The 25,053-nt window shown below is 69.9% G+C and carries 21 protein-coding genes; 11 read left to right on the forward strand and 10 right to left on the reverse strand.

The window, feature by feature from the left end; all coding sequences use genetic code 11:
* Positions 1-10: 10 nt before the first annotated feature.
* On the reverse strand, positions 11-1,306 hold the full coding sequence (locus tag LX81_RS08670; protein WP_111536897.1) for a calcium-binding protein: 1,296 nt from the start codon (positions 1,304-1,306) through the stop codon (positions 11-13).
* Positions 1,307-1,599: 293 nt separating this feature from the next.
* On the opposite strand from LX81_RS08670, the gene LX81_RS08675 reads away from it, so the two are divergent.
* From LX81_RS08675 to LX81_RS23110, 9 genes are all read left to right on the forward strand, one after another.
* On the forward strand, positions 1,600-2,334 hold the full coding sequence (locus LX81_RS08675; protein ID WP_111536898.1) for a calcium-binding protein: 735 nt from the start codon (positions 1,600-1,602) through the stop codon (positions 2,332-2,334).
* Positions 2,335-2,421: 87 nt separating this feature from the next.
* Positions 2,422-4,335 carry a glycosyltransferase family 2 protein gene (locus LX81_RS22150; RefSeq protein WP_170133884.1) on the forward strand — a complete coding sequence of 638 codons (1,914 nt, stop codon included), beginning with the start codon at positions 2,422-2,424 and terminating at the stop codon, positions 4,333-4,335.
* Complete coding sequence (locus LX81_RS08690) at positions 4,328-5,551, forward strand: glycosyltransferase (protein ID WP_170133885.1); 1,224 nt, start codon at positions 4,328-4,330, stop codon at positions 5,549-5,551. The genes LX81_RS22150 and LX81_RS08690 overlap by 8 nt, the downstream gene beginning before the upstream one ends.
* Entirely contained in the window at positions 5,548-7,677 is a 2,130-nt protein-coding gene (locus LX81_RS22155) for a hypothetical protein (protein ID WP_111536902.1), read from the forward strand. Before LX81_RS08690 ends, LX81_RS22155 begins: the two co-directional genes overlap by 4 nt.
* On the forward strand, positions 7,674-8,948 hold the full coding sequence (locus tag LX81_RS08700) for a glycosyltransferase family 4 protein (RefSeq protein WP_111536903.1): 1,275 nt from the start codon (positions 7,674-7,676) through the stop codon (positions 8,946-8,948). The genes LX81_RS22155 and LX81_RS08700 overlap by 4 nt, the downstream gene beginning before the upstream one ends.
* Before the next feature lie 31 nt (positions 8,949-8,979).
* Positions 8,980-10,662 (forward strand): type I secretion system permease/ATPase, encoded by a 1,683-nt coding sequence (locus tag LX81_RS08705; protein ID WP_111537005.1) that lies wholly within the window; start codon positions 8,980-8,982, stop codon positions 10,660-10,662.
* Positions 10,659-11,951 (forward strand): HlyD family type I secretion periplasmic adaptor subunit, encoded by a 1,293-nt coding sequence (locus tag LX81_RS08710; RefSeq protein ID WP_170133887.1) that lies wholly within the window; start codon positions 10,659-10,661, stop codon positions 11,949-11,951. Before LX81_RS08705 ends, LX81_RS08710 begins: the two co-directional genes overlap by 4 nt.
* A 41-nt stretch (positions 11,952-11,992) precedes the next feature.
* Positions 11,993-13,390, forward strand: coding sequence for a tetratricopeptide repeat protein (locus LX81_RS08715; RefSeq protein ID WP_111536905.1), 1,398 nt, complete (start codon positions 11,993-11,995; stop codon positions 13,388-13,390).
* A 21-nt stretch (positions 13,391-13,411) separates the two neighbouring features.
* Positions 13,412-14,209, forward strand: a complete 798-nt coding sequence (locus LX81_RS23110; protein WP_111536906.1) for a CatB-related O-acetyltransferase — start codon at positions 13,412-13,414, stop codon at positions 14,207-14,209.
* 74 nt (positions 14,210-14,283) lie between these two features.
* Here the strand turns inward: LX81_RS23110 and LX81_RS08725 are convergent, their stop codons facing one another.
* The 4 genes from LX81_RS08725 to LX81_RS08740 all read right to left on the reverse strand — a co-directional run bounded on the left by LX81_RS08725 (position 14,284) and on the right by LX81_RS08740 (position 17,536).
* A complete protein-coding gene (locus tag LX81_RS08725; protein WP_111537006.1) occupies positions 14,284-15,198 on the reverse strand; it encodes a DMT family transporter in 915 nt (304 codons plus the stop codon).
* 294 nt (positions 15,199-15,492) lie between these two features.
* A complete protein-coding gene (locus tag LX81_RS08730) occupies positions 15,493-16,299 on the reverse strand; it encodes a metal ABC transporter permease (RefSeq protein WP_111536907.1) in 807 nt (268 codons plus the stop codon).
* Positions 16,299-17,009, reverse strand: a complete 711-nt coding sequence (locus LX81_RS08735; protein ID WP_111537007.1) for a metal ABC transporter ATP-binding protein — start codon at positions 17,007-17,009, stop codon at positions 16,299-16,301. The genes LX81_RS08730 and LX81_RS08735 overlap by 1 nt, the downstream gene beginning before the upstream one ends.
* Positions 17,010-17,056: 47 nt before the next feature.
* The gene (locus tag LX81_RS08740; protein ID WP_111536908.1) at positions 17,057-17,536 is read right to left on the reverse strand and encodes a Fur family transcriptional regulator; all 480 of its coding nucleotides are present in this window, start codon (positions 17,534-17,536) and stop codon (positions 17,057-17,059) included.
* Positions 17,537-17,624: 88 nt separating this feature from the next.
* Between LX81_RS08740 and LX81_RS08745 the strand changes: the two genes are divergently transcribed.
* Entirely contained in the window at positions 17,625-18,713 is a 1,089-nt protein-coding gene (locus LX81_RS08745) for a zinc ABC transporter substrate-binding protein (protein WP_111536909.1), read from the forward strand.
* A 51-nt stretch (positions 18,714-18,764) separates the two neighbouring features.
* Here the strand turns inward: LX81_RS08745 and pdxA are convergent, their stop codons facing one another.
* Entirely contained in the window at positions 18,765-19,748 is a 984-nt protein-coding gene (gene pdxA, locus LX81_RS08750) for a 4-hydroxythreonine-4-phosphate dehydrogenase PdxA (RefSeq protein ID WP_111536910.1), read from the reverse strand.
* Positions 19,749-20,020: 272 nt separating this feature from the next.
* Here pdxA and LX81_RS08755 point away from each other — a divergent pair, with 272 nt between their 5' ends.
* Complete coding sequence (locus LX81_RS08755; protein WP_111536911.1) at positions 20,021-21,067, forward strand: four-carbon acid sugar kinase family protein; 1,047 nt, start codon at positions 20,021-20,023, stop codon at positions 21,065-21,067.
* A 167-nt stretch (positions 21,068-21,234) separates the two neighbouring features.
* On the opposite strand, the gene LX81_RS08760 is transcribed toward LX81_RS08755, so the two are convergent.
* The 4 genes from LX81_RS08760 to LX81_RS08775 are packed head-to-tail and all read right to left on the reverse strand — an operon-like array spanning position 21,235 to position 25,049.
* The gene (locus LX81_RS08760; RefSeq protein WP_111536912.1) at positions 21,235-22,212 is read right to left on the reverse strand and encodes an ABC transporter ATP-binding protein; all 978 of its coding nucleotides are present in this window, start codon (positions 22,210-22,212) and stop codon (positions 21,235-21,237) included.
* The gene (locus tag LX81_RS08765; RefSeq protein ID WP_111536913.1) at positions 22,209-23,186 is read right to left on the reverse strand and encodes an ABC transporter ATP-binding protein; all 978 of its coding nucleotides are present in this window, start codon (positions 23,184-23,186) and stop codon (positions 22,209-22,211) included. Before LX81_RS08765 ends, LX81_RS08760 begins: the two co-directional genes overlap by 4 nt.
* A complete protein-coding gene (locus tag LX81_RS08770; protein ID WP_170133888.1) occupies positions 23,183-24,136 on the reverse strand; it encodes an ABC transporter permease in 954 nt (317 codons plus the stop codon). The genes LX81_RS08765 and LX81_RS08770 overlap by 4 nt, the downstream gene beginning before the upstream one ends.
* On the reverse strand, positions 24,129-25,049 hold the full coding sequence (locus LX81_RS08775) for an ABC transporter permease (RefSeq protein ID WP_111536915.1): 921 nt from the start codon (positions 25,047-25,049) through the stop codon (positions 24,129-24,131). The genes LX81_RS08770 and LX81_RS08775 overlap by 8 nt, the downstream gene beginning before the upstream one ends.
* Between the last annotated feature and the right edge of the window lie 4 nt (positions 25,050-25,053).

The following is a 25,053-nucleotide window of genomic DNA, read 5'->3' on the forward strand; positions in this document are numbered from 1 at the left end:
GTCTTCATCCTCACAGATAAAAGAGATTGGTGTCGAGAAGGCCCGACAGGGTGTCGGGATCTAGCCCCGCGAAGAGGATCGTGTTGTCCTCTCCCAGGTCGAGCAGCGTGTCGTCGCCGAAGCCGATCATCCGGGTCGCGAGGCTCGCGGCGTCGAGCCCGGTCAGGCCGTTCATTTCCCGCTCGATATGGAGCGCGTCGTCGGCGGAGAAGTCGGTGACGACGTCGTTGCCCGACTGGCCGCGGAACTCGAAGATGTCGGACCCGGCCCCGCCGGTGAGCACGTCGGTGCCCGCGCCGCCGTTCAGCCGGTCGTTGCCCGCGCCGCCATCGATCCGGTCGTCGTGCCGGCCGCCGTGGATCCAGTCGTCGCCGTCCTCGCCGTAGATGAGGTCGTCGCCCCGGCCGAGATCGTCGATCGCGGCGACGAAATCGTCTCCCGCCCCGAGCCAGATCGTATCGTCGCCATGACCGCCATCCGCGTAATCGTCGCCGTCGCCGGCCCGGATCACGTCCGCCGACGCGCCGCCGTGGAGGACGTCGCGATCGGCGCCGCCGTCGATCTCGTCGCGTCCGCCACCGCCGTGAATCGTGTCGCGTCCGTCGCCGCCGTCGAGGGTGTCGGCGCCCGCGCCGCCTAGCAGCCGGTCGTCGCCCGCCTCGCCGAAGAGGCGGTCGGCCCCGTTGTCGCCCCGCAGCAGGTCGTCGCCCGCGCCGCCATGCAGGACGTCGTCGCCGTCCTGTCCGCGCAGCGTGTCGTTGCCCGCGTCTCCGTGCAGCAGATCGGTGCCGTAGGAGCCCTCGAGGCGGTCGTTGCCGTCGCCGCCATACATGACGTCGACCGAGAGCCGCTTCTCGGCCCGCCAGACCTGGAAGGATTCGTAGGGCCCCGAATAGGTGGCCCAGCGGACATCGAGCACGTCGTCGCCCGCCCCCCCGACGAGGAGGTTCGACCCCCCGCCGCCATGCAGGGTGTCGTTGCCGTCCTGGCCGAGGAGGATGTCGATCCCGGCACCGCCCTCGATGAGGTCGGCGTCGCTGCCGCCCAGAAGCGCGTCATTGCCGTCGCCGCCCCGGAGCGTGTCGCCGCCACCCGAGGCGAAGACGAGATCGTTGCCCGCCCCGCCATCGACGAGGTCCGCATCCTGCGTCCCGATGATGATGTCGCCCGCGTCGCTGCCGGCGGAAGACCCGGTCGGCAGGGGCAAGAAGGTCAGGTTCGAATGGAGGAGTGTCGAGAGGCGCCCGGCATCGGAAAGGAGCGCGGACGCGAAGGTATTCAAAGCGTTTGAAAGCGAGATCGCCATAAAACATACCGCCTGATGTCAGGTGAACCCGCTGGCGATACCGAGAAGACCAGCGGAAATGGTGGATCGGAGCCGGGCCCCATGCCCGGTGCGACCCGAGTCATCCCGTCGGGCGGCTTACCGTCTTCTTAACGGGCCCGCGCCGGTTCCGGAGCATTCGACTAACGATCAACTAAAAGGCGAGAAACTTGGTCGGAGCTTTCTCGCCCTATGCGGTCGCGCATTAGGATTTCGTTAGGGTGGCCCGCGCCACCTCTTGGCTCACGGGGGCTGCTAATCAAGGGGTCATATCAGTGGCTACAATTCCAGGCGGTGCATTCAACGATTTTGTCTTCGGAACGTCCGAGAGCGACTTCATCAGCGCAGGCGGCGGCGCCGATACCGTGATCGCGGGATCGGGTGACGATATCATCGACGGCGGCGCGGGAGACGACATGCTCAATGGCGGATCCGGCGAAGATCAGGTCTATGGCGGGGAGGGCGACGACCTCCTCCTCGGCGGATCGGGCAGCGACACGCTCTCGGGCGACGAGGGCGACGACACGGTTCTGGGAGGGGCGGGCGACGACGTCATGGAGGGCGGAGCGGGTGACGACCTGATGGTCGGCGGCTCCGGCGACGACACGCTCGAAGGGGGAACGGGAGACGATCGGCTCGAAGGGGGATCGGGCGACGATCTGCTGCAGGGCGGGGCGGGCGACGACCTTCTCTACGGCGGCAAGGGCGACGATACGATCGACGGCGGCGCGGGCGACGACGTGATGTTCGGCGGCGACGGCGACGACCTCTTCGTCTTCTCGGGTGGCGGCGACGTCATCATGGATTTCTCCGACGGCGATATCCTGCAGATCGCCGGGACGCTCGACGGCCTGTCGCTCGAGGGGGCGGCCGACGTCGCCGGCTATGCCATCGATCTCGGCGCGGAAGGCACGCTCATCGATTTCGAACAGGGCGACAGCATTCTTCTCAAGGGGGTGTCCTACGAGGAAATCACCGCCGATCCGGAGAAGTTCTTCACGATCGTCTAACCGCTGTCGTGATCTAATCGCGGCCGGCGCGACCCGGGAGGGGGTCTGCCGGCCGCACCCTCTTCCGCTTTCACACGGGATTTCATGATGCTCGATATGGCATTCGGCCAGGACCGTGACCGCACTCTCACGCCGGCACTCGCAGTATTCGTCGTTCCCCTGTCCTCCGAGCGCACCGCGATCTTCTTCGACACGGGGCCCGCGACCCTGGGCCTGGGCGACAGGCTCACCGCGACGCTCGACGGCGAACCGCTCGGCGGGCCGGTGGCGCTGACGCGGCTCGGTCTCGAGACCGGCGGCCAGCGCCACCTCCTCATCGTCGCCTATCCGTCGGCGCGTCTTTGCGCGGGCGCCCTCAGCATCTCGGCGGGCCATGTCGTCATCGCGCGGATCGATCCGCTCGCGCTGCAATCCCCGCTCGTCGATGCGATGGCGCTCGTCGCGGGGCTCGACGAGACCGGGGGGCTGCGGCTCCTGCGTCTGCTGCTGACCACCGGCGCGTCGCTCTTCGGGAAGGGCGAGGTCGGCGAGTTCGGCGCGCTGGCCGAACAGCTCGTCGAACGCCTGGGCGTCCATGTTCCGCTCGCCGAACGCAGCCCGGTCGGCCGCGACGGCGCGGTCCTGACCTGGGAGCTGCCGGCGGAGATGGCACTGCCCCGGCTCGAGGCGGTGACGCTCTGGACGGGCGCCCGGACCCGGCGCCTGCGCGACATCGCCACTTGCGAGGAGGTCTCGGGGGGACGCCGGTTCCTGCACATCTTCCTCGACCGGCCGCTTCCGCAATCGGGCGAGCTCGTGGCGATCGGGACGACCCTTCTGCGTCTCGGTGTCTCGAGCAGCCCGGCCGCGCAACCGCTCTCGAGCTGGCTCGCGCGCCGCAATGCCGCGACGCGCATGGCGGCGCGCGCCTTCGTCGACCGGCTCGCAGCGGAGCGTACCGAGGTCGCGATCCTGCGCGCGGAGATCGATTGCCCGGCCGAGGCCGCGCCGACTGCGCGCGCCGTGCATCTGTCGCGGCAGGGCGACGGACTTCTCTATCTCGTGAGCATCGACGATCCGCGCGGCCTTCTCGCGGGGTTCCGGATCGAGGCGGAGGACACGCAGGCCGATCTGCGCTGCGATGCGCTCGTCTGGCACGATCGCCTCGGCCCCGTCGCCGCGGGCTACGTGCCCTGGTCCGGTCCTGCCTCCGGGCCGGCGACGGTGGCGCCCGTCTATCGCTCCGGCCGGATCGGGCCGCGCCAGCCCGCCTCGTTCGACGCAACGAACGAGATCTGCCCCGAGGCGTTCCGCTCCCTGCCCGAAAGCGCCGCCGCGGACGTGCTCGCCGCGGCCCTGCCCGGCGTGATGCGCGGGCGGCCGGATTGGCGCTGCCGGGTGGCGGAGTTCGGATCGGCGAAGGCCAGGCCGTCCGTTTCGGTGGTGATCGCGGCCTCAGAGCCGCGCGAGCATCTCCACGCCCTCCTCGCGGCCATCGTGACGGAGCCGGGCGCGACGCAGGCGGAGATCGTGCTTTACCATCCCGACGGCGCGCAGACGTCCTCTGTCCTCGCGACGGCCGATGCGCTGAGCGCGATCCACCGCGTAGGGCTCCGTGTCGTGTCGGTCGCGTCCGGGGCAATGCCGAGCGAATGCCTGCGTGCGGCGCTGCGCGTGGCGCGCGCCGACCGGGCCGTGATCCTCGGACAGGGGATCCTGCCGACCCGCCGCGGCTGGCTTTCCGCGTGGCGCCGTCGGGCGGGCGCGTCCCGGGCAAGCTTCTCGGAGATCGGCGAGGGCGGCCATGTCGCCGCGCTCGGCGGGGCGTCCCTCGCCGCGATGCGGTCTTCGAAAGCATCCCTTCCCAGCGTCCTTGCCGATCTTCACGCGGTTCCGGCCGCCCGGGCGGGCCGGGCAGGGAGCGACGGCTTCGCCGTCTTCTCAGACGACCTGCCCGATCCGCTGCAACGCGCCGTCGAGGGCCGCGCGCTCGCCACCCTTCGGGAGACGTCCCATGACTGAACCGCGTATTCTCCAGATCGTCCACGATCATCCCGACGTCACCAATGGCGGTACCGAGTGGATCGCCGCCGATCTGACGCGTGCCCTGCGCCGGTCCGGCGCACCGACGACGCTCCTGGCCGCGAGCACGTCGCTCTCGCGTCCCGAGATGGCGCCGGGCTCGCTCGCGGAGGCCGGGGAGGACCTGCTCCTGCGCACGGGCCGCTACGATGCCTTCGCTATGCTGCGGCTCGACGGATCCGGATGGATCGCCGCGCTCGAGCGGATCCTCGGCCGGACGCGCCCCGACATCGTGCATCTGCACGGTCTCGACCGCATCGGGTCGGATGTCGTCGCGGCGATCCGGTCGCGCTCGCGGGCGCGGATCGTCGTGACGCTGCACGATTTCCAGCCGATTTGCGCGAAGGACGGTCTCATGGTGACCTCCGAGGGCGCGCTTTGCAGCCGGGCGGAGCCCGCGCGGTGCCGTCAATGCCTGCCAGAGCTTTCGGTCGCGCGCCACGCGCTGCGCGAGGCGCATCTGAAGGCCGTGCTCTCGGGGGTCGATCTTGTCGTGCTGCCGAGCCGCTTCGCGATGGAGCGCTACGCCGCCTGGGGCCTGCCGCGGGAGAAGATGGTTCTCCTTCCGAACGGCGTGCCGGGCCGGGCGCCCGCCTTGCCCGTCCAGGGGCATCGTTTCGCCTTCTTCGGCAACGTCGCCGATCACAAGGGCGTCCACGTCCTGCTCGATGCCGCGGCCCGGCTCGCGGCGCGCGAGGCCGATCTGCGGATCACGATCCATGGCGGCTTCACCTGGAGCGCTGAGGCCGAGCGCGCAGGGTTCGAGGCGGCACTCGCCCGCGCGGCGCCGCTGGCGCATAATCATGGCCCCTACGACCGGTCGGACCTGCCCGGTCTGATGGACCGGACCGATTGGGTGGTCGTCCCGTCGACCTGGTGGGAAAACGCGCCCCTCGTGATCCTCGAGGCGCAGCGCTCCGGCCGCCCGGTCATCTGCACCGGCATCGGCGGCATGGCCGAGGCGGTCGAGGATGGCCGGACGGGACTTCACGTGCCCCGCAACGATCCCGCGGCGCTCGCCGAGACGATCGCCCGCGCGGATGCCGATCTCTGCCGGCGGCTCGCGGCGAACATCCGGCCGCCCACCGACACCGACGCGATGGCGCAGGCCCATCTCGCCCAGTACCGCCGACTTTGCCAGGAGGCCCTCGCATGACCCCGCCCGTCACGCATCCCGCCGCGACGGAGGCGGCCACCCTCTCGCCGACCTCCGCGATCATCCTGCCCGGAGGGCATGTCGCGCTGGTCTTCGCCGCGTCGCCGACGCCCCTTCCCGCGGACGGCACGCTCGACGGGATCGGACCCTGGGCCTGCCTTTCCTGGACGACGCCGCGCGGTCATGCGGGGCTCGCCCTTCTGGGCGCGATGCCCCCGCACGGGGCCATGCTTCGGCTCGCGCAGGGCCGGGCATCGCTGCGGCTCTCCGCGCCCGGCGATCTCGACGTGACCGCGACGCCGCTTCTCAAGCTCGTGCGCGAAGGGGGCGATGCCGGGGCGATCCTCGCGTTCCTGCGCCAGCACGCGCCGACGTCGTCGGGCGATCTCGCCGCCGATTTCAGGACGCGGTCGGCCGAGCGCGCGGGCTTCGTCGAAGTCGCGGCGCGCACCGAATGCGGGGGGCTGTTCCTACAGGGCTGGGCCCATGCCTTCGACGCGGAGGTGACGGAGATCGCGGGACTGCCGGGCCACGACGCCCGCGCGATCGCGGTGGCGCGGTTCGAACGGGAGGACATCCTGCCGCCCGCTTCCGGCTTCTGCCTCTACATCAAGCAGGTCGATCCCGAGGTTCCGCTTCCTGAGGCGCTCTTCTTCGAACGCGGCGGGCGCCTCGGCCGGCTCGATGTCGTGCCGACGATGGCGCCCGCGTTCCGCGGCCCGACGGCCACGGCGCATGTCAGGGGCATGCTCGACCGGCTGCAGGCGCCGAAGGCCGTCCTCGGCGCCTTCCGCCGGATCTGCCGACCCCGCTACGAGGGGCACGACACGCTGTCGTCTCATGACGGTCCGGTAGCGGCGGCGCTCGACCGGGTCCTGAAGGCCGCTGACGGGGGGCTCCTGGTCTCGGGCTGGCTCCTCGATCCGCTGTCGCAGGTCGAACGCGTGATCCTGAAGGGGTCGGGCAATCTCTACGCGCCGCTGCACGAGACGTGGTCGATGTTGCCCCGGCCGGACCTCAATGCGGGCTTCGCGCTCGATCCGCGCTTCGCCGGGCTCCTCGACGATCGCGACGTGATGCACGGTTTCGTCTGCCACGTCCCGGCGCAGCCCGGGAGGGACGGGGGCGACCTCTATCTCGAGCTGGTGTTCGAGAACGGATCGTGCCTCTTCCGGCCCGTGGACGTGATGCTCGCGCAGGGCGACGGGGTCCTGCCCGCGGTCCTCTCGGGGCTCTCGCCGCACGAACCCGAGCTTCCGGTCATCGTCGAGCGCCATCTCGCCCCGTTTCTCGCGGGCCTCGGTCGCCGGACCGAGCCTTTGCGCCGGATCGGCGCGGCGATGCCGCTCGGACCGGGCCCCGCGGGGCGCGACGTCTCCGCGGTGATGCCGGTCGCGGGCCTGGCGGAGCTGCAGCCGATCCTCGCCACGCTCGCGGGCACCTCCGACGCGGAGGGGATGGATCTCACGCTCGTCGTCTCGCGGAGCGTGGCCGCGGAGATCCGCCGGCCGCTCGACGATGCGTTCCACTTCTACGGCTTGACCGGAAGCCTGATCGTGGTGCCCGACCATGCCACGATGGCCGCGCGGCTCGATGCCGGGACGGCCGCAGGGAATGCCGAGCGTCTCCTCGTCTGGCAAAGCGCCGCGCTGCCGCGGGGGCCGGGATGGCTCGCGCGGCTCCGGGTCGAGGCGGAGCGCGTCGGCGCCGGGCTCGTCTCGCCGGTCCTGTTCTACGAGGACGGCTCGATCTATTTCGGCGGCGAGCGGCCGCGTCCCGGCGCGCGCGGGCCAGATTGCCTGCGCGCGGGCCTCGGCGCACATGCGATAGGCTCGGACACGACCCGCGCCGTCGCGGCGGGCGCGGCCGAGATCGCCCTCGTCGACCGGTCGCTCCTTGCCCGGTCGGGCGGGTTCTCCGGCCACCTTTTCGGCGACACCTATACCCATCTCGACCTCGCCCGCCGGCTGCGGCTCGCGGGGGGCGAGACCTGGTGCGCCAGCGCGGTCGCGTTCTGGATGGTCGAGGACCCGCGGCCCGAGGAGCTCACCCCCTTCGCGCAGATGACGCGCGCCGTCGATACCGCGCTCATCGCGCGCCGCACCGAGAAAGGAGCCCGTCCGTGAAGGCCCTCGTTGTTTCCCATGCTCATCCCGCCTTCTCCATCGGCGGCGCGCAGGTCGCGTCGTGGAATCTCTACGAAGGGCTCGGCGCGCAGCCCGGATGGGAGGCGCATTACCTCGCGGGCGTGGCCCCGCCGGTCGTGCGCCACAAGGCGACGCCGCTGATGTCGCTAGGGCGCGGCCCGAACGAGATGCTCTACCATTCGTCGGATTTCGACTGGTTCCACCTCGGCAGCAAGGATCTCGACGATCTGATGGCGCATTTCGAGCGCTATCTGCGCGAGCTGCGCCCCGACGTGGTGAACTTCCACCACGTGATGGGTTTCGGCATGCAGGCGATCCGGGCGGTGCGCCGGGCGCTCGGCGACGTGCCGATCGTCTACACCCTCCACGAATACCTGCCGATCTGCGCCCATCACGGGCAGATGATCAAGCCCGCGACCCATGCGCTCTGCACCAAGGCGTCGCCGTCCGAATGCGGGATGTGCTTTCCGGAGATCGGGGCGGGCAACATGCTGCGCCGGGAGATGTTCGTGAAGTCGTTCTTTAACGAAGTCGACGCCTTCGTCTCGCCGTCCCATTTCCTGCTCTCGCGCTTCGAGCAGTGGGGATTGCCCGCCGAGAAGCTCGTGATGATCGAGAACGGGCTCGACGGCGGCCCGATCGCGCCGCTGCGGCCCGCGCTGCCGGGCGCGAAACGCAACCGCTTCGCCTATTTCGGCCAGCTCAATCCGTTCAAGGGCATCAAGGTGCTCGTCGAGGCGGTGACGCGGGTGCCGAAGGAGGTCTGGGGCGACAGCATCCTCTACGTCTACGGCGGCAATCTCGAACACCAGCCGGAGACGTTTCAGGCGCAGGTCAAGGAGCTCTTCCGCATCGCGGGCGGCCGCATCCGTTTTCGCGGCAGCTACAAGAGCCACGAATTGCCGAACCTCATGCGCGAGGTCGACTGGATGATCGTGCCCTCGACCTGGTGGGAGAATTCCCCCGTCGTCATTCAGGAGGCGTTCCACCACGGCCGCCCGCTCATTGTTTCCGATATCGGCGGCATGGCGGAGAAGGTCCGCCACGGGATCGACGGGCTCCATTTCCATGTCTCCTCCGCCGAGAGCCTGGCCGAGCGGATGGGCGAGGCGATCTCAGACCCGGCGCTCTGGACGCGGCTCCGGGCCGGGATCCGGCCGCCGATGACGTCGCTTGAGGCCGGGCGGCGACATGCGGAGCTCTTCTCCAAGCTCGCGGCCCGGCGCGCACCCATGCGCGAGGCCGTCTGAAATGGTGCCGGAAGCGGCCTGGAGCGCGGCGATGCGCGACCTCGTGCGCGGCGGGCTCGCCGCGGGCGCGGTCGGGTTCTTCGTGGGGCTCCTGCATCTCGGGATGCCGCTCTACATGATCCAGGTCTACGACCGGGTGCTGTCGTCGCGAAACCTCGACACGCTTCTGGCGCTCGTGCTTCTCGTGGCCGTCATCCTCGTGTTCCAGCTCGTCCTCGACGTGATCCGCCAGCGCATCTTCGCGGTGCTGGGCGGCCGCTTCACCGCGCGGCTCGGCACCCCCGTCTTCGAGGCCGCGGTCGAGACGACGCTGAGGAACGGCCCGACCTCCGCCATGTCGGCGGTGCGCGACCTGTCGGACCTGCGCGCCTTCATCGTCGGGGGCATGATCGCACTGCCCATCGACCTGCTGATCACGCCGCTCTTTCTCTTCGTCCTGTTTCTCCTCCACCCGGCCTACGGCACCGTCGCGCTGGCGGGCGCACTCCTCCTTCTCGGCGCGGCGATCGGCATCGAGCTTGCGGTGCGGCGTCCGAGCGCCGCGGCCTCCGCCGCTTCCGGTCACGTCCAGGCGGAGACCGCCGAGGCGCTGCGCAACGCCGAGGTCATCACCGCGATGGGCATGCTGCCCGCTCTCGCGCGGCGCTGGCGGCGCAAGCAGGGTGAGGCGATCGAGGCGGTCGAGAGCGGCCTCAGGCTCGCCAAGGGGCTTTCCTCGCTCGTCCGGACGACGCGGATGGCGTTCCAGATCGGCATGATCACCACCGGCGCAATCCTTGTGATCAACGATGCCGCCACCGCGGGCACGATCATCGCCGCCTCCACGCTGACCGGACGCCTGCTCCTGCCGTTCGAGCAGCTCGTCGATGGCTGGCGGCAATGGGTGGACGCGCACGGCGCGGCGCGGCGGCTGCGATCCGTAACCGAGGAGGGGGCGACGGATCGCGCCCGCGAGGGGTTCGAGATCGCGAGCGGCCGCCTGAACGTCGATCGCCTGACCTACGTGCCCGACGCGCAGGGCCGTCCGCTCCTGAGGAACGTGACCTTCGAGGTCGGCGCGGGCGAACTTATCGGGATCGTCGGACCCTCTGGCGCCGGCAAGTCGACGCTCGCGCGCATGATTGTCGGCATCCACCGTCCCACGGCGGGCGGCGTCTATCTCGACGGGCAGGCGGCCTGGGCGCATGAACGGGCCTCCTTCGGGCGGGCGACCGGATACCTGCCGCAGGATGCCGCTCTCTTCTCGGCCACCGTGGCCGAGAACATCGCCCGGTTCGGCGAGGGCGACATGGAGGGGATCGTGGCCGCCGCCCGCGCCGCGGGGGTCCACGACCTCATCGGGTCGCTCCCGAACGGCTATGCCACGCGGCTCGGCGGCTCGGGCCTGCAGCTCTCCGGCGGGCAGAAGCAGCGTGTGGCGCTCGCCCGCGCGCTCTACGGCGCACCAAAACTTCTTGTCCTCGACGAGCCCAATTCCAACCTCGACGCGGAAGGCGAGGCGGCGCTCGTGGCCGCGATCGAGGCCGCGCGAAGAGGCGGCGCCACGATCGTCGTGGTGGCACAGCGGATGTCGATCCTGAACCGCGCCGATCGCCTTCTGGTGCTGAAGGACGGGGCCGTCGCGCAGTTCGGCCCGCGCGCCGAGGTGATGGAGACCATGACACCCCGCCGCGTGGCCGCCGCAGCCGCGGCCCTGACGAGGGACGCATCGTGACGCTCGCCATCGACGAACCCCGCCTCCAGTCCTATGCGCCGCTCCTGCTCGCCGCGCTGCTCGTCGCCTCGGCCTTCGTCGCGACCATCGGGGGCTGGGCGCTCTTCGCGCGCCTCGACGCCGCGGTGGTCGCGCAGGGAACGCTGCATGCCGACAGCGAACGCAAGAGCGTCGAGCATCTCGAGGGCGGCATCCTGTCCGAGCTTCTGGTGCGTGCGGGCGACCGCGTCGCGGGCGGGCAGGTCGTGGCCCGGCTCGATGCGACGCAGATCCGGGAGACGCTCTCGCAGATCGCGGCTGAGCTCGACCAGGCGCGTTTCGCGGCCTGGCGCCTCGAGGCCGAGCGCGCGGGACGGCGTCCGGACGCCGCGTCCCGCCCCGAAGGTGCGCAGGCCGAGATGCGGGGGGCGGTCGAGCTCGCGCTCTACGACGCGCGCCTCGGGACGCATCGCTCGCGGATCGCGGCGCTAGAGCGGCAGATCGACCAGTCCCGGTCCCAGATCGCGGCCTCCGAGGCCCGTGCCGCCGCCGCCGCAAGCCAGTCCCGGCTCTGGACCGAGGAGCGGGCGCAGACCGAGACCCTGGTCGAGCGTGGCGCCGTGCCGCGCCAGAAGCTCTACGAGCTCGACCGGGCCCTCGCGCAATTCGGCGGCGAACGCGGCGAGCACGAGGCCCTGGCCGCCGCGGCGCGCCAGGACATCGCCCGCGCCCGCGCCGAGATCGCGGCGCTGGAGGAGGAGCGCCGGGTGGAGATCGTCACGAACCTCGTGGAGACCCGCAAGCGGATCGAGACGCTGTCCTCGCAGGAGCGGACCGCGCGGGACGTGCTGCGCCGTCAGGATCTGCGCGCCCCCCAAGCCGGGCGCGTGGTCGAGATCACGACCGTCACCCCCGGCGCCGTGATCGCGCCCGGCGAGCCGCTGATGACCATATTGCCCGAGAACGACGAACTCGTGGCGCTGGCGCAGCTGCACCCGTCGGCCATCGACAGCGTCCAGATCGGCGTACCGGCGCAGGTGCGCTTCGTCGCCGCCAAGAAGGCCGGCAGCCCGATCGTTCCGGGCACCGTTTCCTACGTCTCGGCCGACGCCCTGACCGACGATGCGGGCGAGACGTATTTCGAGGCGCGCGTCGCGCTCGACCCCGAGGCCGTCGCCGCGCTCGACGACGTGGTGCCGCTCGCCGGCATGCCGGTCGAGGTGTCGCTGACGATCGGGGAGCGGCGGGCCGGGACGTATCTCGTGGAACCTCTCCTGCGCCGGATCGGCCGCGCGATGCGAGAGGAATGACATTCATGCCCTGTCAAGAACCGCCGCTTAGGACCACGCCCATGACCAGACGCTGCATCCTCCAGATCGGAACCGAGAAGACCGGCACCACGTCGCTGCAGATGTTCCTCTCCCGCAACCGCGACCGTCTCGGCGCGCGCGGCATCCGCTACCCGCGCTTTCCGGGGCAGTTCAATCACACCGGTCTGCCCGCCTACGCGATGGACGACGACAGGCGCGATCCGATCCGCGATGCGTTCGGCGTCCATTCCGCGGAAGCCGTCGCGGGGTTCCGCCGGCGCATCGAGCGGCAGGCCGAGGCCGAGCTCGACGGACAGGGTATCACGATCTTCTGCAGCGAGCATTGCCACAGCCGCCTGAAGACCCGCGAGGAGGTGCAGCGGCTCGCCGATCTCCTGATGCCGCATTTCGACCGCATCGACGTCAGTATCTATCTGCGTCGTCAGGACGAGGTTGCCGTCTCGCTCCATTCCACGCGGCTGAAGGGAGGGGAGACCGACAAGAATATCCTGCCCGAAACCGATGCCGGCAATCCATATTTTAACTACGACCGGTCGCTATCGCTCTGGGAGGACGTCTTCGGGCGGCCCCATGTCCGTGTGCGCCTCTTCGAGCGGTCCGAGCTCGTGGATGGCGACGTCGTTTCCGATTTCCTCTCCGCCTGGGGTCTCGGCCCACTCGACGCGTACCGCGCGGTGAAAAAGCTCAACGAATCCGTCGATGCGCGGGCGCAGGATTTCCTCCGCCGCGTCAACGCGACCCTCGAGCCGCTCTCCGGTCTGCCGCGCGAGGCCGTGCAGGGCCCCTTGGCCGACAGCCTGGCGCGGCTCTTCCCCGGAAAGGGTCCCCGTCCGTCGCGCGCCGCCGCCGAGGCGTTCTATGCCACCTGGCGAAGCTCGAACGAGGCCGTGCGCAAGCGCCATTTCCCGAACCGCGAGACGCTTTTCCGGGAGGATTTCGGCGGCTATCCCGAGGAGGCCGACCGGATCGAGTACGAAGCCGAGGACATAGCGCGCGTCGCCGCGCGGCTCCAGCACGTCCAGGCCCGGGAGATCCGCAGGCTCGAGGCGGAGATTCGGATCCGCGAGGGCCGGCTGGCCTGGGAACGGGGCGAACGCGAAGTCGCGCTCGGCTTCTTCCGCCGCGCCGCCGCCCATCTGCCTGATTACGCGGAGGCGGCGCGGACGCTCGCGGAGTACCTTCACCGCAGCGAGCTTCACGGCGATGCCGCGGTGCAGGCGCGCCGTGCCGCGGAGCTCAGACCCGATCATCACGAATACTGGCACTTCCTCGGCATCGCGCTTCACGCCGCCGGGGACGTGCAGGAGGCGATCGTCGCGCAGGAACGCGCCCTCGCGATCGCGCCCGACCACGAGCCCTCGCAACGGACGCTCGACGCGCTCCGCGTCCGGCTCGCAGAGATCCAGGCCGCAGGCTGAGACCACGGGAGAGGACGACTTATGCCACAGATCACGATTGACCTCGCCCGCGCGGATTACCGGGCGCTCGCTGCCCACGGGCTGAAGCTCGCGGGCCTCGGCCAGACGGGCCGCCTCGATGCGGCGTCGCGTTTCGAGGGGCCGACATCGGTCCTCGCGGGGGTCACGCCCGGCGCGTTCCTCGATATCGGGGCCTTCTGCAACCTCTCGGGCGGCACGCTCAACAACCTGCGCGTCGGCCCCTATTGCTCGATCGCGGCGGGCGTCGTGACTGGGACGCACGAGCATCCCTCCGACTGGCTGACGACCTCGCGCACCGGGTACTATCCCGAGGTCAATGGCTGGGACCGGCTGATGGCGCCGGAGAGGCTCGCCGAGATCGCCGCCAAGCGGCGCCCTTTCCCGGCATCCTGTCCCGTCACCACGCTCGGCCCCGATGTCTGGATCGGGCAGGGGGCGTTCCTCAAGTCTGGCATCACCGTGGGGACCGGCGCGATCATCGGCGCGCGGGCCACGGTGGTGAAGGACGTGCCGCCCTATGCGATCGTGGTGGGCACGCCCGGCCGGGTCCTGCGCCTACGCTTTCCCGAGCCCGTGATCGAGCGGCTGCTCGCCTCGCAATGGTGGCGGTATTCGATCTACGATCTCTTCGACGCGCCGATGGACGACATCGAACGGGCGCTCGACGTGATCGAGGATCTCATCGCCAAGGTCCGCGTCGCGCCGCATGAGGGGCCGGTCGTGACTGCCGCCGATCTCGCCGATCCGGCGACGCTCCTCGCGCGTCTTGCGCCGGTGCCATTGGCCGAAAGCGCCTGAGGACCAGGGCCCGAGACCGTTCCTTATCGGGCGTCACTGCCCAGACGACGCACCTTGCCGGCGTTCGCCCCCGGTCAGGCGGGCACCGGCCCGAGCGGACGGCGGCGCTCCATCGCGGCGAAGCCCGCGCCGAAGAGGACCAGCGGCAAGGCGAGGAAGAAGGCGGGGGCGAGCGGCAGGCCGAAGATCACGAGATCGGTCAGGACGGCCCAGATCAGCGTGACATATTCGAACGGTGCCATCCGCGACGCCTCGGCATACTTGAAGGCGAGCGTCATCGCGATATGGGCGAAGCCGCCGAAGATGCCCGCGAGCACGAGGAACGTGACAGCCTGCGCCGAGGGCAGAATCCAGCCGCCCGGCAGCGTGGCGAGGCCCGCCAGTGCCGAGGTCACGGCGAAGTAGAAGGCGATGGCGCCGGGGCTTTCGCCGGTACGCGCGAGAGAGCGGGTCATGGCGAGCGCGAGCGAGGTCAGGATCGCGGTAAGGACGCCGAAGGCGAGACCGGCAAGCCGCGTCTCGTCCATCGGCCCCGCGCCGATCTCGGGCCCGACGAGCACCGCCACCCCGGCGAGCCCGAGGGCGATGCCGCCGACGCGGAACACCGTCGCCCGCTCGCCCAGGAGGATCACACCCGCCACGGCCGTCAGGACCGGCGACAGGTAGCTGATCAGCATCGCCTCGGCCACGGGCAGGCGGGCGATGGATGCGAAGGACGTGAACATCGCCGCGCAACCGAAGCCCGACCGCAGGACATGTCCCCAGGGCCGTCCGCTCCGCAGGCCGGAGGGGAACTCCCCCCGCATCCGGAGGAACACCACGAGCGGGATCAGCGCGAAGGCGGAGCGGAAGAAGACGATCTCCCCGAGCGGCACCTCCTCGCTCAGGGCCTTCACCATGACGATCATTCCCGCGAAGAGGAGGCCCGACAGGATGCGCAGGCCGATCCCCCGCCAGGGCAGGTCGTTCGCCGTATCGAACGCGCTCATCCGGGGCGCCTCCCTGTTGTCCAGCGCATCTCGCGGCACGTCCCCGACACTGGCGATCGAATGGAAGAAGAGGCGCGCGGCATGGCCGGGCCAGATCGTCTGCCACGGGATAGAGCCGATATGGCGCCCGGCGTCCAGCCGCCTCCTGCAACATCCGGGCACGAGCGAGGACGCCTCGAATGACGCGGTTCGCTGGCCCTGCCTATCCCCGCGGTCCGCGTCGCGGCGGCGCAGGTCTTGCACGACGACATCGGGCAGGGGTCTCGAAGACCCGCCCGAGACCTGGCGCGTCTCTCAGTCCGTCCGGACCTTGAGACGGCGCAGGCCGGAAACGGTCGCGGAACAGCAGAACAGGATGGCGACGACGCAGACGATGGTGGGGCCCGTGGGCGTGTCGAAGGCATAGGAGGCGCGCAGCCCGCCCCAGGCGGAGGCGATCGCGACGCCTGTGGCGATCAGGGCCATCGTCTCCGGCGTGCGGGCGAAGGGGCGTGCCGTCGCCGCCGGGATGATCAGGAGCGCGGTGATCAGGAGCACGCCCACGACCTTGATCGCAACGGCCACGACGATGGCGAGCGCCAGCGTCAGGACGAGCTCCTCGTGCTTCGGATCGATCCCGGCCGCACGCGCGAGATCGGGGTTCAGCGTCGCCGTCAGGAGCGCCGACCAGCGCCAGGCGACGAGGGCCAGGACGAGCGCGGCCCCGCCCCAGATGACGGCCAGGTCCGACCGGCTCACGGCGAGGATGTCGCCGAAGAGATAGGCCATGATGTCGATCCGGACCGAGGTGAGGAACGAGGCCGCGAGGAGGCCGAAGGCCAGCGCCGAATGGGCAAGGACGCCCAAAAGCGTGTCCATCGCGTAGCCGCGGCCCGAGAGCAGCGCGACCGTCGTCGCCATGAGGAGCGCGATCACCACCGCGCCGGCGAAGATCGGCAATGACAGGGCGAGCGATAGCGCCACGCCGAGGATCGCCGCATGGGCGGTCGCATCCCCGAAATAGGCCATCCGCCGCCAGACGACGAAACAGCCCATGGGCGCCGCGGCAAGAGCGGTGCCGATGCCGGCGAGCGTCGCGCGGGTCATGAAATCGTCGAGCATCAGCCGGCCTCCCGAACCCGTGTCGCGTCCGGATCCGCGGCCCCGCCATGGTCGTGGCGGTGGTCGTGGCGGTGACGGTAGAGCGCCAGCGCCCCTTGCGTGCCCTCGCCGAAGAGTGCCCGATAGACCGGCGCCTCCGCCACGACCTGCGGCGTGCCCTCGCAGCAGACATGGCCGTTGAGGCAGATCACGCGATCGGACGCGCTCATCACCACGTGCAGGTCGTGACTGACCATGAGCACCGCGCACCCCGTCTCCGACCGGACCTCCTCGAGGCGGCGGTAGAATGCGGCCGCGCCCGGCTGGTCGAGCCCCGCAGTCGCCTCGTCGAGGATCAGGAGGTCGGGGTTCTCGAGGATCGCGCGGGCGAGGAGCACGCGCTGGAACTGCCCGCCCGACAGATCGGCCATCTGCTGCCCGCCGAGATCGGGGATGCCGGCCCGGGTCAACGCCGCGTCGCGCTCGCGAGGCGGGATCCGTCGCGTCAGGCCCAGAAATCGTGTGACCGTCATCGGCAGGGTCGGATCGAGCGCGAGGCGCTGCGGCACGTAGCCGAGCCGCAATCCCGGCGCGCGGTCGATGCGGCCCCGGCTCGGACGAACGCCGCCGAGGATCGTGCGCAGGAGCGTCGACTTGCCCGACCCGTTGGGTCCGACGATCGTGACGATTTCGCCCCGGCGAATCGTAAAATCCACGTCGTCGAGCACCATGCTGCCCCCGAGACGGACGGAAAGCCCCCGCGTCTCGACGAGAAAGGTCACGCGGCCTCCGTCGCGCAGGAGGGACAAAGCCCGATCGCCTCGCGGACGGTCCGCTCGATCACGAAGCCCGCCGCCTCGGCCGCGCGGCCGAGCTCGCCTGCCCGCGGATCGGCCTCGGCCTCGACCACGCGGTCGCAGGAGCGGCAGATGAGGAAGGCCGGGCTGTGCCGGTTCTCCGCATGAATGCAGGCGATGAAGGCATTGAGCCGTTCGATCCGGTGCGCGAAGCCGTGGCTCACCAGGAAGTCGAGCGCCCGGTAGGCCACCGGAGGCTGCGAGCCGAACCCCTCCGCACGGAGCCGGTCGAGGATCTCGTAGGCGCCCATCGACCGGTGCTCCTCGAGCAGGATCTCGAGGACGCGACGGCGGGCCCGGGTGAATTGGAGCTTGTTGGCGGCGCAATGGCGCTCCGCAGAGGCGACGCCCTGCGCGATGCAGCTTGCGTGATCGTGCGATTCGAATGCGGTGCTCGACATGGACGTCTCCTGTCATGCGGGGCTTGCGGCCGTAAAGAGCTTCGATTACTGCCGCCGATGAAATGTTATCTAATTACATGAGGCGCCCATGTCCAACCGTCTGTCGACCCTTTCCGGCCTTGCCGGGCTACTCGCCACCAGCGCCGCGGTCGCCGACGTGCCGCAGGTCGCGACCGATATCGCCCCCGTTCATGGGCTCGTGGCGCGGGTGATGGGCGATCTCGGCGAGCCGACGCTGATCGTCCAGCCCGGCGCCTCCCCCCACGGTCATTCGATGCGCCCCTCCGAGGCGCGGGGCCTACAGGAGGCGGATGCCGTCTTCTGGATCGGGCCCGAACTCGAGCCCTGGCTGGAGAATGCGATCGCCAACCTCGCGCCCGGGGCGGAGGCCGTGGAGCTCCTGGAGGTTCCCGGCACGCAGACGCACGAATTCCGCACCGGCGCGACCTTCGCGCCGCACGATCATGGCGATCACGAGGGCCATGATCACGAGGATGACCATGCCCATGAGGAGGGGCACGATCACGAGGGCGAACATGCCCACGATGAGGACCACGAACACGAGGATGACCATGCGCATGGGGAGACGCACGATCACTTGGGCGAACACGCTCATGGGGAGGCGCACGATCATGCAGAGAGCGAACATGGTCATTCCCATGAGGGCGTCGATCCCCATGCCTGGCTCGACCCGGAGAACGCAAAGACCTGGCTCGACGCGATCGCCGTGACATTGGGCGAACTCGACGTCGAGAACGCCGAAACCTACGCGTCGAACGCCGCAGCCGGAAAGGCCGAGATCGACACGGCGGTGGAGGACGCGAGGAATACGCTCCGGGACGTCAAGGACCTGCGCTTCGTGGTCTTCCACGACGCATATCGCTATTTCGAGGAGCGGTTTGGCCTCTCGACCGTCGGCGCCATCGAACTCAGCGATGCGTCCGATCCCTCGCCGGCGCGGGTCGAGGAGGTGCGCGACACCGTCCGGAACCTCGACGTCGCCTGCGTCTTCTCCGAGCCGCAGTTCAACCAGTCGCTCGTCGAGACCGTGGCCGAGGGTACCGATGCCCACACCGCGACGATCGATCCGCTCGGCACGGAGATCGCGCTCGGCCCGGACTTCTATCCGCAGCTGATCGCCTCCATCGCGGAAGACATCGCGTCCTGCGCCGGGTGAACGCGATGCGCCCAAGCCATCGCTGGATGGCTTGGGCGGGGTCCGGGACGGTCACTTGCCCGATTTCGCCGCCTGCAGTTTTCGTCCGTATTCGAGGGCGGCGAGCATGTTGACGTGGTTCGCCTTGCCCGTTCCGGCGATGTCGAAGGCGGTGCCGTGGTCGACCGAGCAGCGGTCGATGGGCAGGCCCAGCGTGACGTTCACCGCCGTGTCGAACGCGATGAGCTTGATCGGGATATGCCCCTGATCGTGGTATTGGGCCAGGACGAGATCGAAGGCGCCCGTGTTGGCCCGGTGAAAGACCGTATCGGCCGAGATCGGACCCACGACGTCGATGCCCTCGGCACGGGCGCGTTCGACACCCGGCGCGATCTGGGTTTCGTCCTCGCGTCCGAACAGGCCGTTCTCACCGCAATGGGGATTGATGCCGGCGACGGCGATCCGCGGCGCGTCGAGGCCCATGCGGCGCAGGTGATCGTGGCCCATGCGGATGGTGTCGTGGATCCGGTCCGGCGTCGCCCGGCCGATCGCGTCCTTCAGCGAGACATGGGTCGAGACGTGCAGCACGTTCAGCGTCGGGGCCGCGAGAAGCATCCACGATGAGGGCGTCTGCGTCAGCGAGGCCAGCATGCCGGTATGGCCGTCGTAATGGTGGCCGGCCGCGTTCAGCGCTTCCTTGTTGATTGGTGCCGTGACGATGCAGCTCGCCTCCCCGTCGAGGCTCAAGCGCACGGCGCGCTCGATATAGCGGAAGGAGGCCTCGCCGCAGGCCTCAGACAGGACGCCGAACCTGCCGGGCAACCCGTCGACGGGGACGTGGATGAAGCGCAGCGCGCCATCCTTGGCCGTCCCGGCCTCCGCCAGCGGAAGGTCCAGTCCGGACGATCTGATCGCCCGGTCGAGCGTGTCGGCGTCGCCCACCACGGCGTAGCGGGCGCGGTCCTCGGGCGGCAGGCTCGCCATCGCCTTGGCGGTGACCTCGGCGCCCACGCCGGACGGATCGCCCATTGTGATGACGATGGGTGTGTCGGACATGCGGGTATCTCCGGATCGATCAGGCCAGGTCGCTGGCGTTCAGACAGTGCGGCGGCGCGCGCCCTCAAAGGACAGCGTCAAGGGCTTCTATCACCATCGGGACGGCATTCTCCACGGCCTCGCGCCTATCGGCGCCGCAATCCTTGATTTCCGTTACTGTGTCGTTCGGAAAATCGAGAGCGGGATGAGGGTGAGGTGCGCCTTCCGTCCAGGCGGCCTTTGAAGGACGCGGCCGGCGCGGCTAGGATAGGCGAGCAAGGCGGGGTGAGGTCATGAGCCGGGTTCTTCTCATAGCGGACGATCTGACCGGGGCGCTCGATTCCGGCGTCGCCTTCGCCGCGCCCGAAACCCGCGTCCTTGTTGCCCGATCCTTGGGTGAGGTGCGCGCCGTCTTGGCGGAAGCGCCCGACGTTCTTGTCGTCAGTTCCGGCACGCGCGACGGCACGGCGTCCGCAGCGACTGCCGCGATGACAGAGCTTTGCGAGCGGATCGACTTCGGGGCCTACGACGTCATCGTGAAGAAGGTCGATTCCCGCCTGAAGGGCCATGTCGGCGCCGAGGTCTCGGTGCTCGCCGATGCGCTCGCTGACCTGCCCATCGTGGTGGCCCCAGCCATTCCGTCGATGGGGCGCATTCAGCGTGATGGCGCAATCCGCGGGCACGGGATCGAACGCCCGATCGCAGTCGCGCCGCTCTTCGACCGCGCCGTTCAATGCCCGGAGCTTGCAACAGAGGCCGATCTCGACCGTCTCGTGGCCGAATGTCGGCCGTCCCTGTGGGTGGGTGCGCGATCGCTCGCATTCGCCTTGGCGCGCGACCTCCGCACCATCCCGCCTTCGCGGCCTTCGTTGCCGCGACCGATCCTCGTGGCGATAGGCTCGCGTGATCCCGTTACGCAGGCGCAGGTCGATGTTCTGCGCCGGTCGTGGAACGTCCTGGCGGCGCCCGACGGCGATCTGGCGGAAATCGCCGGCGATGGCGCGGTCGTCATCGTCCAGATGACGGAAGGCGGCACGGGGCGGTCCCCCGCCGAAGCCGCGTCGGCTTTCTCGACGGCCATCGCCGCCCTCATGCGCGATCATGCCCCCGCCACGCTCATCGCCTCGGGCGGGGAGACCGCGAACGCGATCCTCGACGCCTCGGGGCTGCACCGCCTCTCGCTGATCGCCGAGATCGCTCCGGGTCTTCCGGTCAGCGATGTCCGGACGGATTGGGGGGAGCTTCGTCTGGTCACGAAATCGGGTGGTTTCGGAGGGCCGGACGCCCTCGCCGATCTGGTCCACAGCGATGTGCAAACGTCGAAAGGGCCGGTGAGATGATGGACGGCACGGACGCTTGGGCCTGATCCACATAGGCCAGGTGATACTCGGATGCCCGAGAGGCGTCTTGCCGATGCACGGTTCGCCTTCGAATTACGGCGTCTGAAACCTTCCCGGTCGCCGAGGTTTGCCCGGTGGTACAAAGGTAAAAGCGAGCACGACGAACGCTACACCGGATGCCAGCACGCCGTCTTGTGGCCCGGTGCGATCTCCGCGAGAGGTGGCTCCTCCGCACGGCACCGCTCGGTCGCGCGGGGGCATCGCGCGGCATAGGCGCAGCCCTGCATCGCGGCGCCCATGTCCGGCGGGGCGGCGAGGGGGGCCGTCCTCTGGCGGAGCCGTTGCGCGGGCGGATCGGGAACGGGCACCGCATCGAGAAGGGCGACCGTGTAGGGATGTCGCGGACGCCCGTAGATCGCCTCGCGCCCCGCGATCTCGACCAGCCGGCCGGCATAGAGGATCGCGACGCGGTGGGAGATCTGGCGCACGATGGCGAGGTCGTGGGCGATGAAGAGATAGCTCAACCCTTCCTCGCGCTGGATGTCCTGCATGAGGTTGACCACCTGCGCCCGGACAGAGACGTCGAGGGCGGAAACCGGTTCGTCCGCGACGATCAGGCGGGGGTTCAGCGCAAGCGCGCGGGCGATCCCCACGCGCTGAAGCTGGCCGCCGGAAAAGGCATGGGGAAACCGCTCGGCGCTGTCCGCAGGCAGGCCCACCCGCTCGAGAAGCGACGCGACGCGCCCCCGCAATTCCGCGCGGGTTCCGGCCCGGCCATGGACCGTGAGGGGTTCGCCCACGAGGTCGGCGATGCGCATCCGCGGGTTCAGGGAGGTGAACGGGTCCTGCAGGATAAGCTGCATTTCCGCGCGGAGGCGGCGGAGCCGCGATCCGCTTGCCCGGGTGATGTCGGCACCCTGAAAGAGGATGCACCCGCCCGCGACATCCACGCGTCGCAGGATCGCGCGTCCGGCGGTTGTCTTGCCCGACCCCGATTCCCCGACGAGGCCCAGCGTCTCTCCCGGCGCGATCTCGAAGCTGAGCGGATGGAGCGCCGTGACGCGCCGCTGCGACGGCCAGACGCCACCGCGATCCGTCACCTCGTAGGCGACGCTCAGGTTTTCGACGGTGAGGGTCGGCGTCATCGGGGGATATCCGCCCAGGCGGCCTCGCCCGCGCGCCAGCAGACGACCATGCCGGTCTCCGTCCGCGCGGGGTCGGGCAGCGTCTCGCACGGTCGGGCGGCGATCGGGCAGCGCGTCCGGAACGGACAGCCCGCGGGCGGAACGAGGAGCGCGGGCGGGGCGCCGGGGATCGAGACGAGCCGCTCGGATTGCGCTTCGAGCGTCGGCGTCGCGCGCAGGAGGCCTTGCGTATAGGGATGGGCGGGCCGGGCGAAGAGCGCGTCGACCTCCCCGGTCTCCACGATCCGTCCCGCATACATCACCGCGACGCGGTGGCAGAGGCCCGCGACGATGCCGAGATCGTGGGTGATGAGCAGGATGGCCAGGCCGCGCTCCCTCTGGAGACGCGAGAGGAGGGCGAGGATCTCCGCCTGGATCGTGACGTCGAGCGCGGTCGTGGGCTCGTCGGCGATGATGAGGCGGGGCTCGCAGGCCAGCGCCATGGCGAGCATGACGCGCTGCAGGATGCCGCCGGAAAGTTCGTGCGGATACTGGTCGAGCCGCCGCGCGGGCGCGCTCAGCGCGACCTCGGCCAGAAGCTCCGCGGCCCGGTCGCGCGCGGCGCGACGGCCGAGCCGGGCGTGATGGCGAAGCGTCTCGACGAGTTGGGCACCGATCGTCATGAGGGGGTTCAGCGATTGCATCGGGTCCTGGAAGATGCAGGCGATCTCCTTGCCGCGAACCCCGGCGCCATGTGCCTGGAACGGCTTGCCCCGCCAGAGGATCTCGCCCCCGACGACGCGACCCGGCAGCGGCAGGAGCCCGAGGACCGCCTGCGCCGTGACGCTCTTGCCGGAGCCCGACTCACCGACGATGCCCAAAGTCTCGCCGGGCGAGACGGCGAGCGAGACGTCGTTCACCGCGCGCACGATTCCGGCCCGAGTCGGGAACACGACGCGCAGGTCGGCGACGGAGAGGAGCGGTTCTCCCGTCACGACCGGCCGGCGAGCCTGCGGGCCGTCTTGGACCAGCCGAACCGCTTTTCCCGCTCGCGCGGATCCGTCGTCACCCGGACCCAGTTCGCGAAGAGGTTTATCGAAAGGACCGTGATCGCGATGGCGAGACCGGGAAAGGTCACGAGCCACCACGCGACATAGACGTAGTCGCGCCCGCTCGCCACATCGAGCCCCCAGCTCGTGGCCGGAGGCTGCACGCCCAGCCCGAGGAAGGAGATCGCCGCCTCCGCGAGGACGACGTTGGTGAATTCGAGGATCGCGACGGTGAGGAGGGGGGAGACGAGGTTCGGAAGGATGTGGCGCAGGATGATACGCGCGGGACCGCATCCGACGATCTCCGCCGCCTCGACGTAAGGCGCCGCGCGGACGGACATCACCGTGCCGCGCACGATACGCGCGTAGATCATCCAGTTCGTGAGCGCGAGCACGACGACGATCGTCGTGAGGCTCGGGCCCACGATGGAGACGATGAGCAGGATGAGGAGGATGCCGGGGAAGGACACCTGGATGTCGACGAGCCGCATCAGGATCGAGTCGGTCCGGCCGCCCACGTATCCCGCGACGAGGCCCACGATCACGCCAAACGTCCCAGAGAGGAGCACGACCGCGACACCCACGAGAAGCGTTGCGCGCGCCCCCCAGATGATCCGGCTGAGCACGTCGCGGCCGAGCGCGTCGGTCCCGAGGAGATGCGCCGGGTTCCCGCGGGGAAGCCAGGCGGGGGGCGCGAGCCGCGCGAGCACGGATTGCGCGGCCGGATCGTGCGGCGCGAGCAAGGGCGCGAAAATTGCCATGGCGACGATGCCGACCAGGACGAGGAACCCGATCAGGCCGGGTACGTCCTCGCCGAGCTCGGCTGCGAAGGCGCGGAGGCGCGTCCCGTTACGGGAGCGACGGGACGGGGCCTGACGGGCGGCGGAATCAGCCAAGGCCGATCCGCGGGTCGACGAGCTTGAAGACCAGGTCGAGGAGAATGTTGACGAGCACGATGAGCACCGCGACGACATAGACGATCGCCTGAACGAGGAACAGGTCGCCGCGCTGCAGCGCCTGGATCGCCACGAGGCCCATCCCGGGCCAGGCGAAGACCGTCTCGACCACCACGGTATAGCCCGCGAGCGCAAGGACCAGCTCCCATCCCGCGAGGGTCAGGAACGGAATGAGCGCATTGCGCAGCGCATGGCCTACGAGGACCCGCCGGTGCGGCAATCCCCGGGCGAGGGCGGTGCGGATATAGGGCTTGTTCAGTTCCTCCATCATCTGCGAGCGGACGAGCAGGGTCAGCCGCGCGAAGGGCACGAGTGCGAGCGTGACCGCCGGCAGGACGAGATGGGCCGGCGAGCCCATCCCGGATGTCGGCAGAAGCGGGATAGTGACCGCAAAGAGCACGATGAGCAGCAACCCCACCCAGAATTGCGGCATGGAGAGCCCCACGAGGCTGAGCCCCGTGACGATCCGGTCGAGGATCCCGCCCGGCCGCTGCGCCGCCAGGATGCCCGCGGGCAGCGAGAGCACGATGGCGAGGCCGAGACCCGCCCCGATCAGGAGCAGGCTGTTCGGCAGGCGTTCGAGCACGACCTCCATCGCCGGCCGGCGCTGCCACGTGCTTTCGCCGAAATCGAACCGCAGGAGCTCGCCCGCGAACTGGACGAATTGCACGGGGAGCGGCCGGTCGAGCCCGAGCTCCGATGCGAAGGCCGCGCGCTGCTCCGGAGAGGCCGACAGCGGCAGCATCAGATCGACCGGGTTGCCGAAGATCCGCGTGACCACGAAGACGGTGAAGGTGACGCCCAGAACGACGAGACCCCCCTGGATCAGGCGCCGGAGGAGGAAGGCCGCCATGCCG

The organism is Palleronia aestuarii (assembly GCF_003253995.1).
In the GTDB taxonomy this organism is placed as follows: Bacteria; Pseudomonadota; Alphaproteobacteria; order Rhodobacterales; family Rhodobacteraceae; genus Palleronia; species Palleronia aestuarii.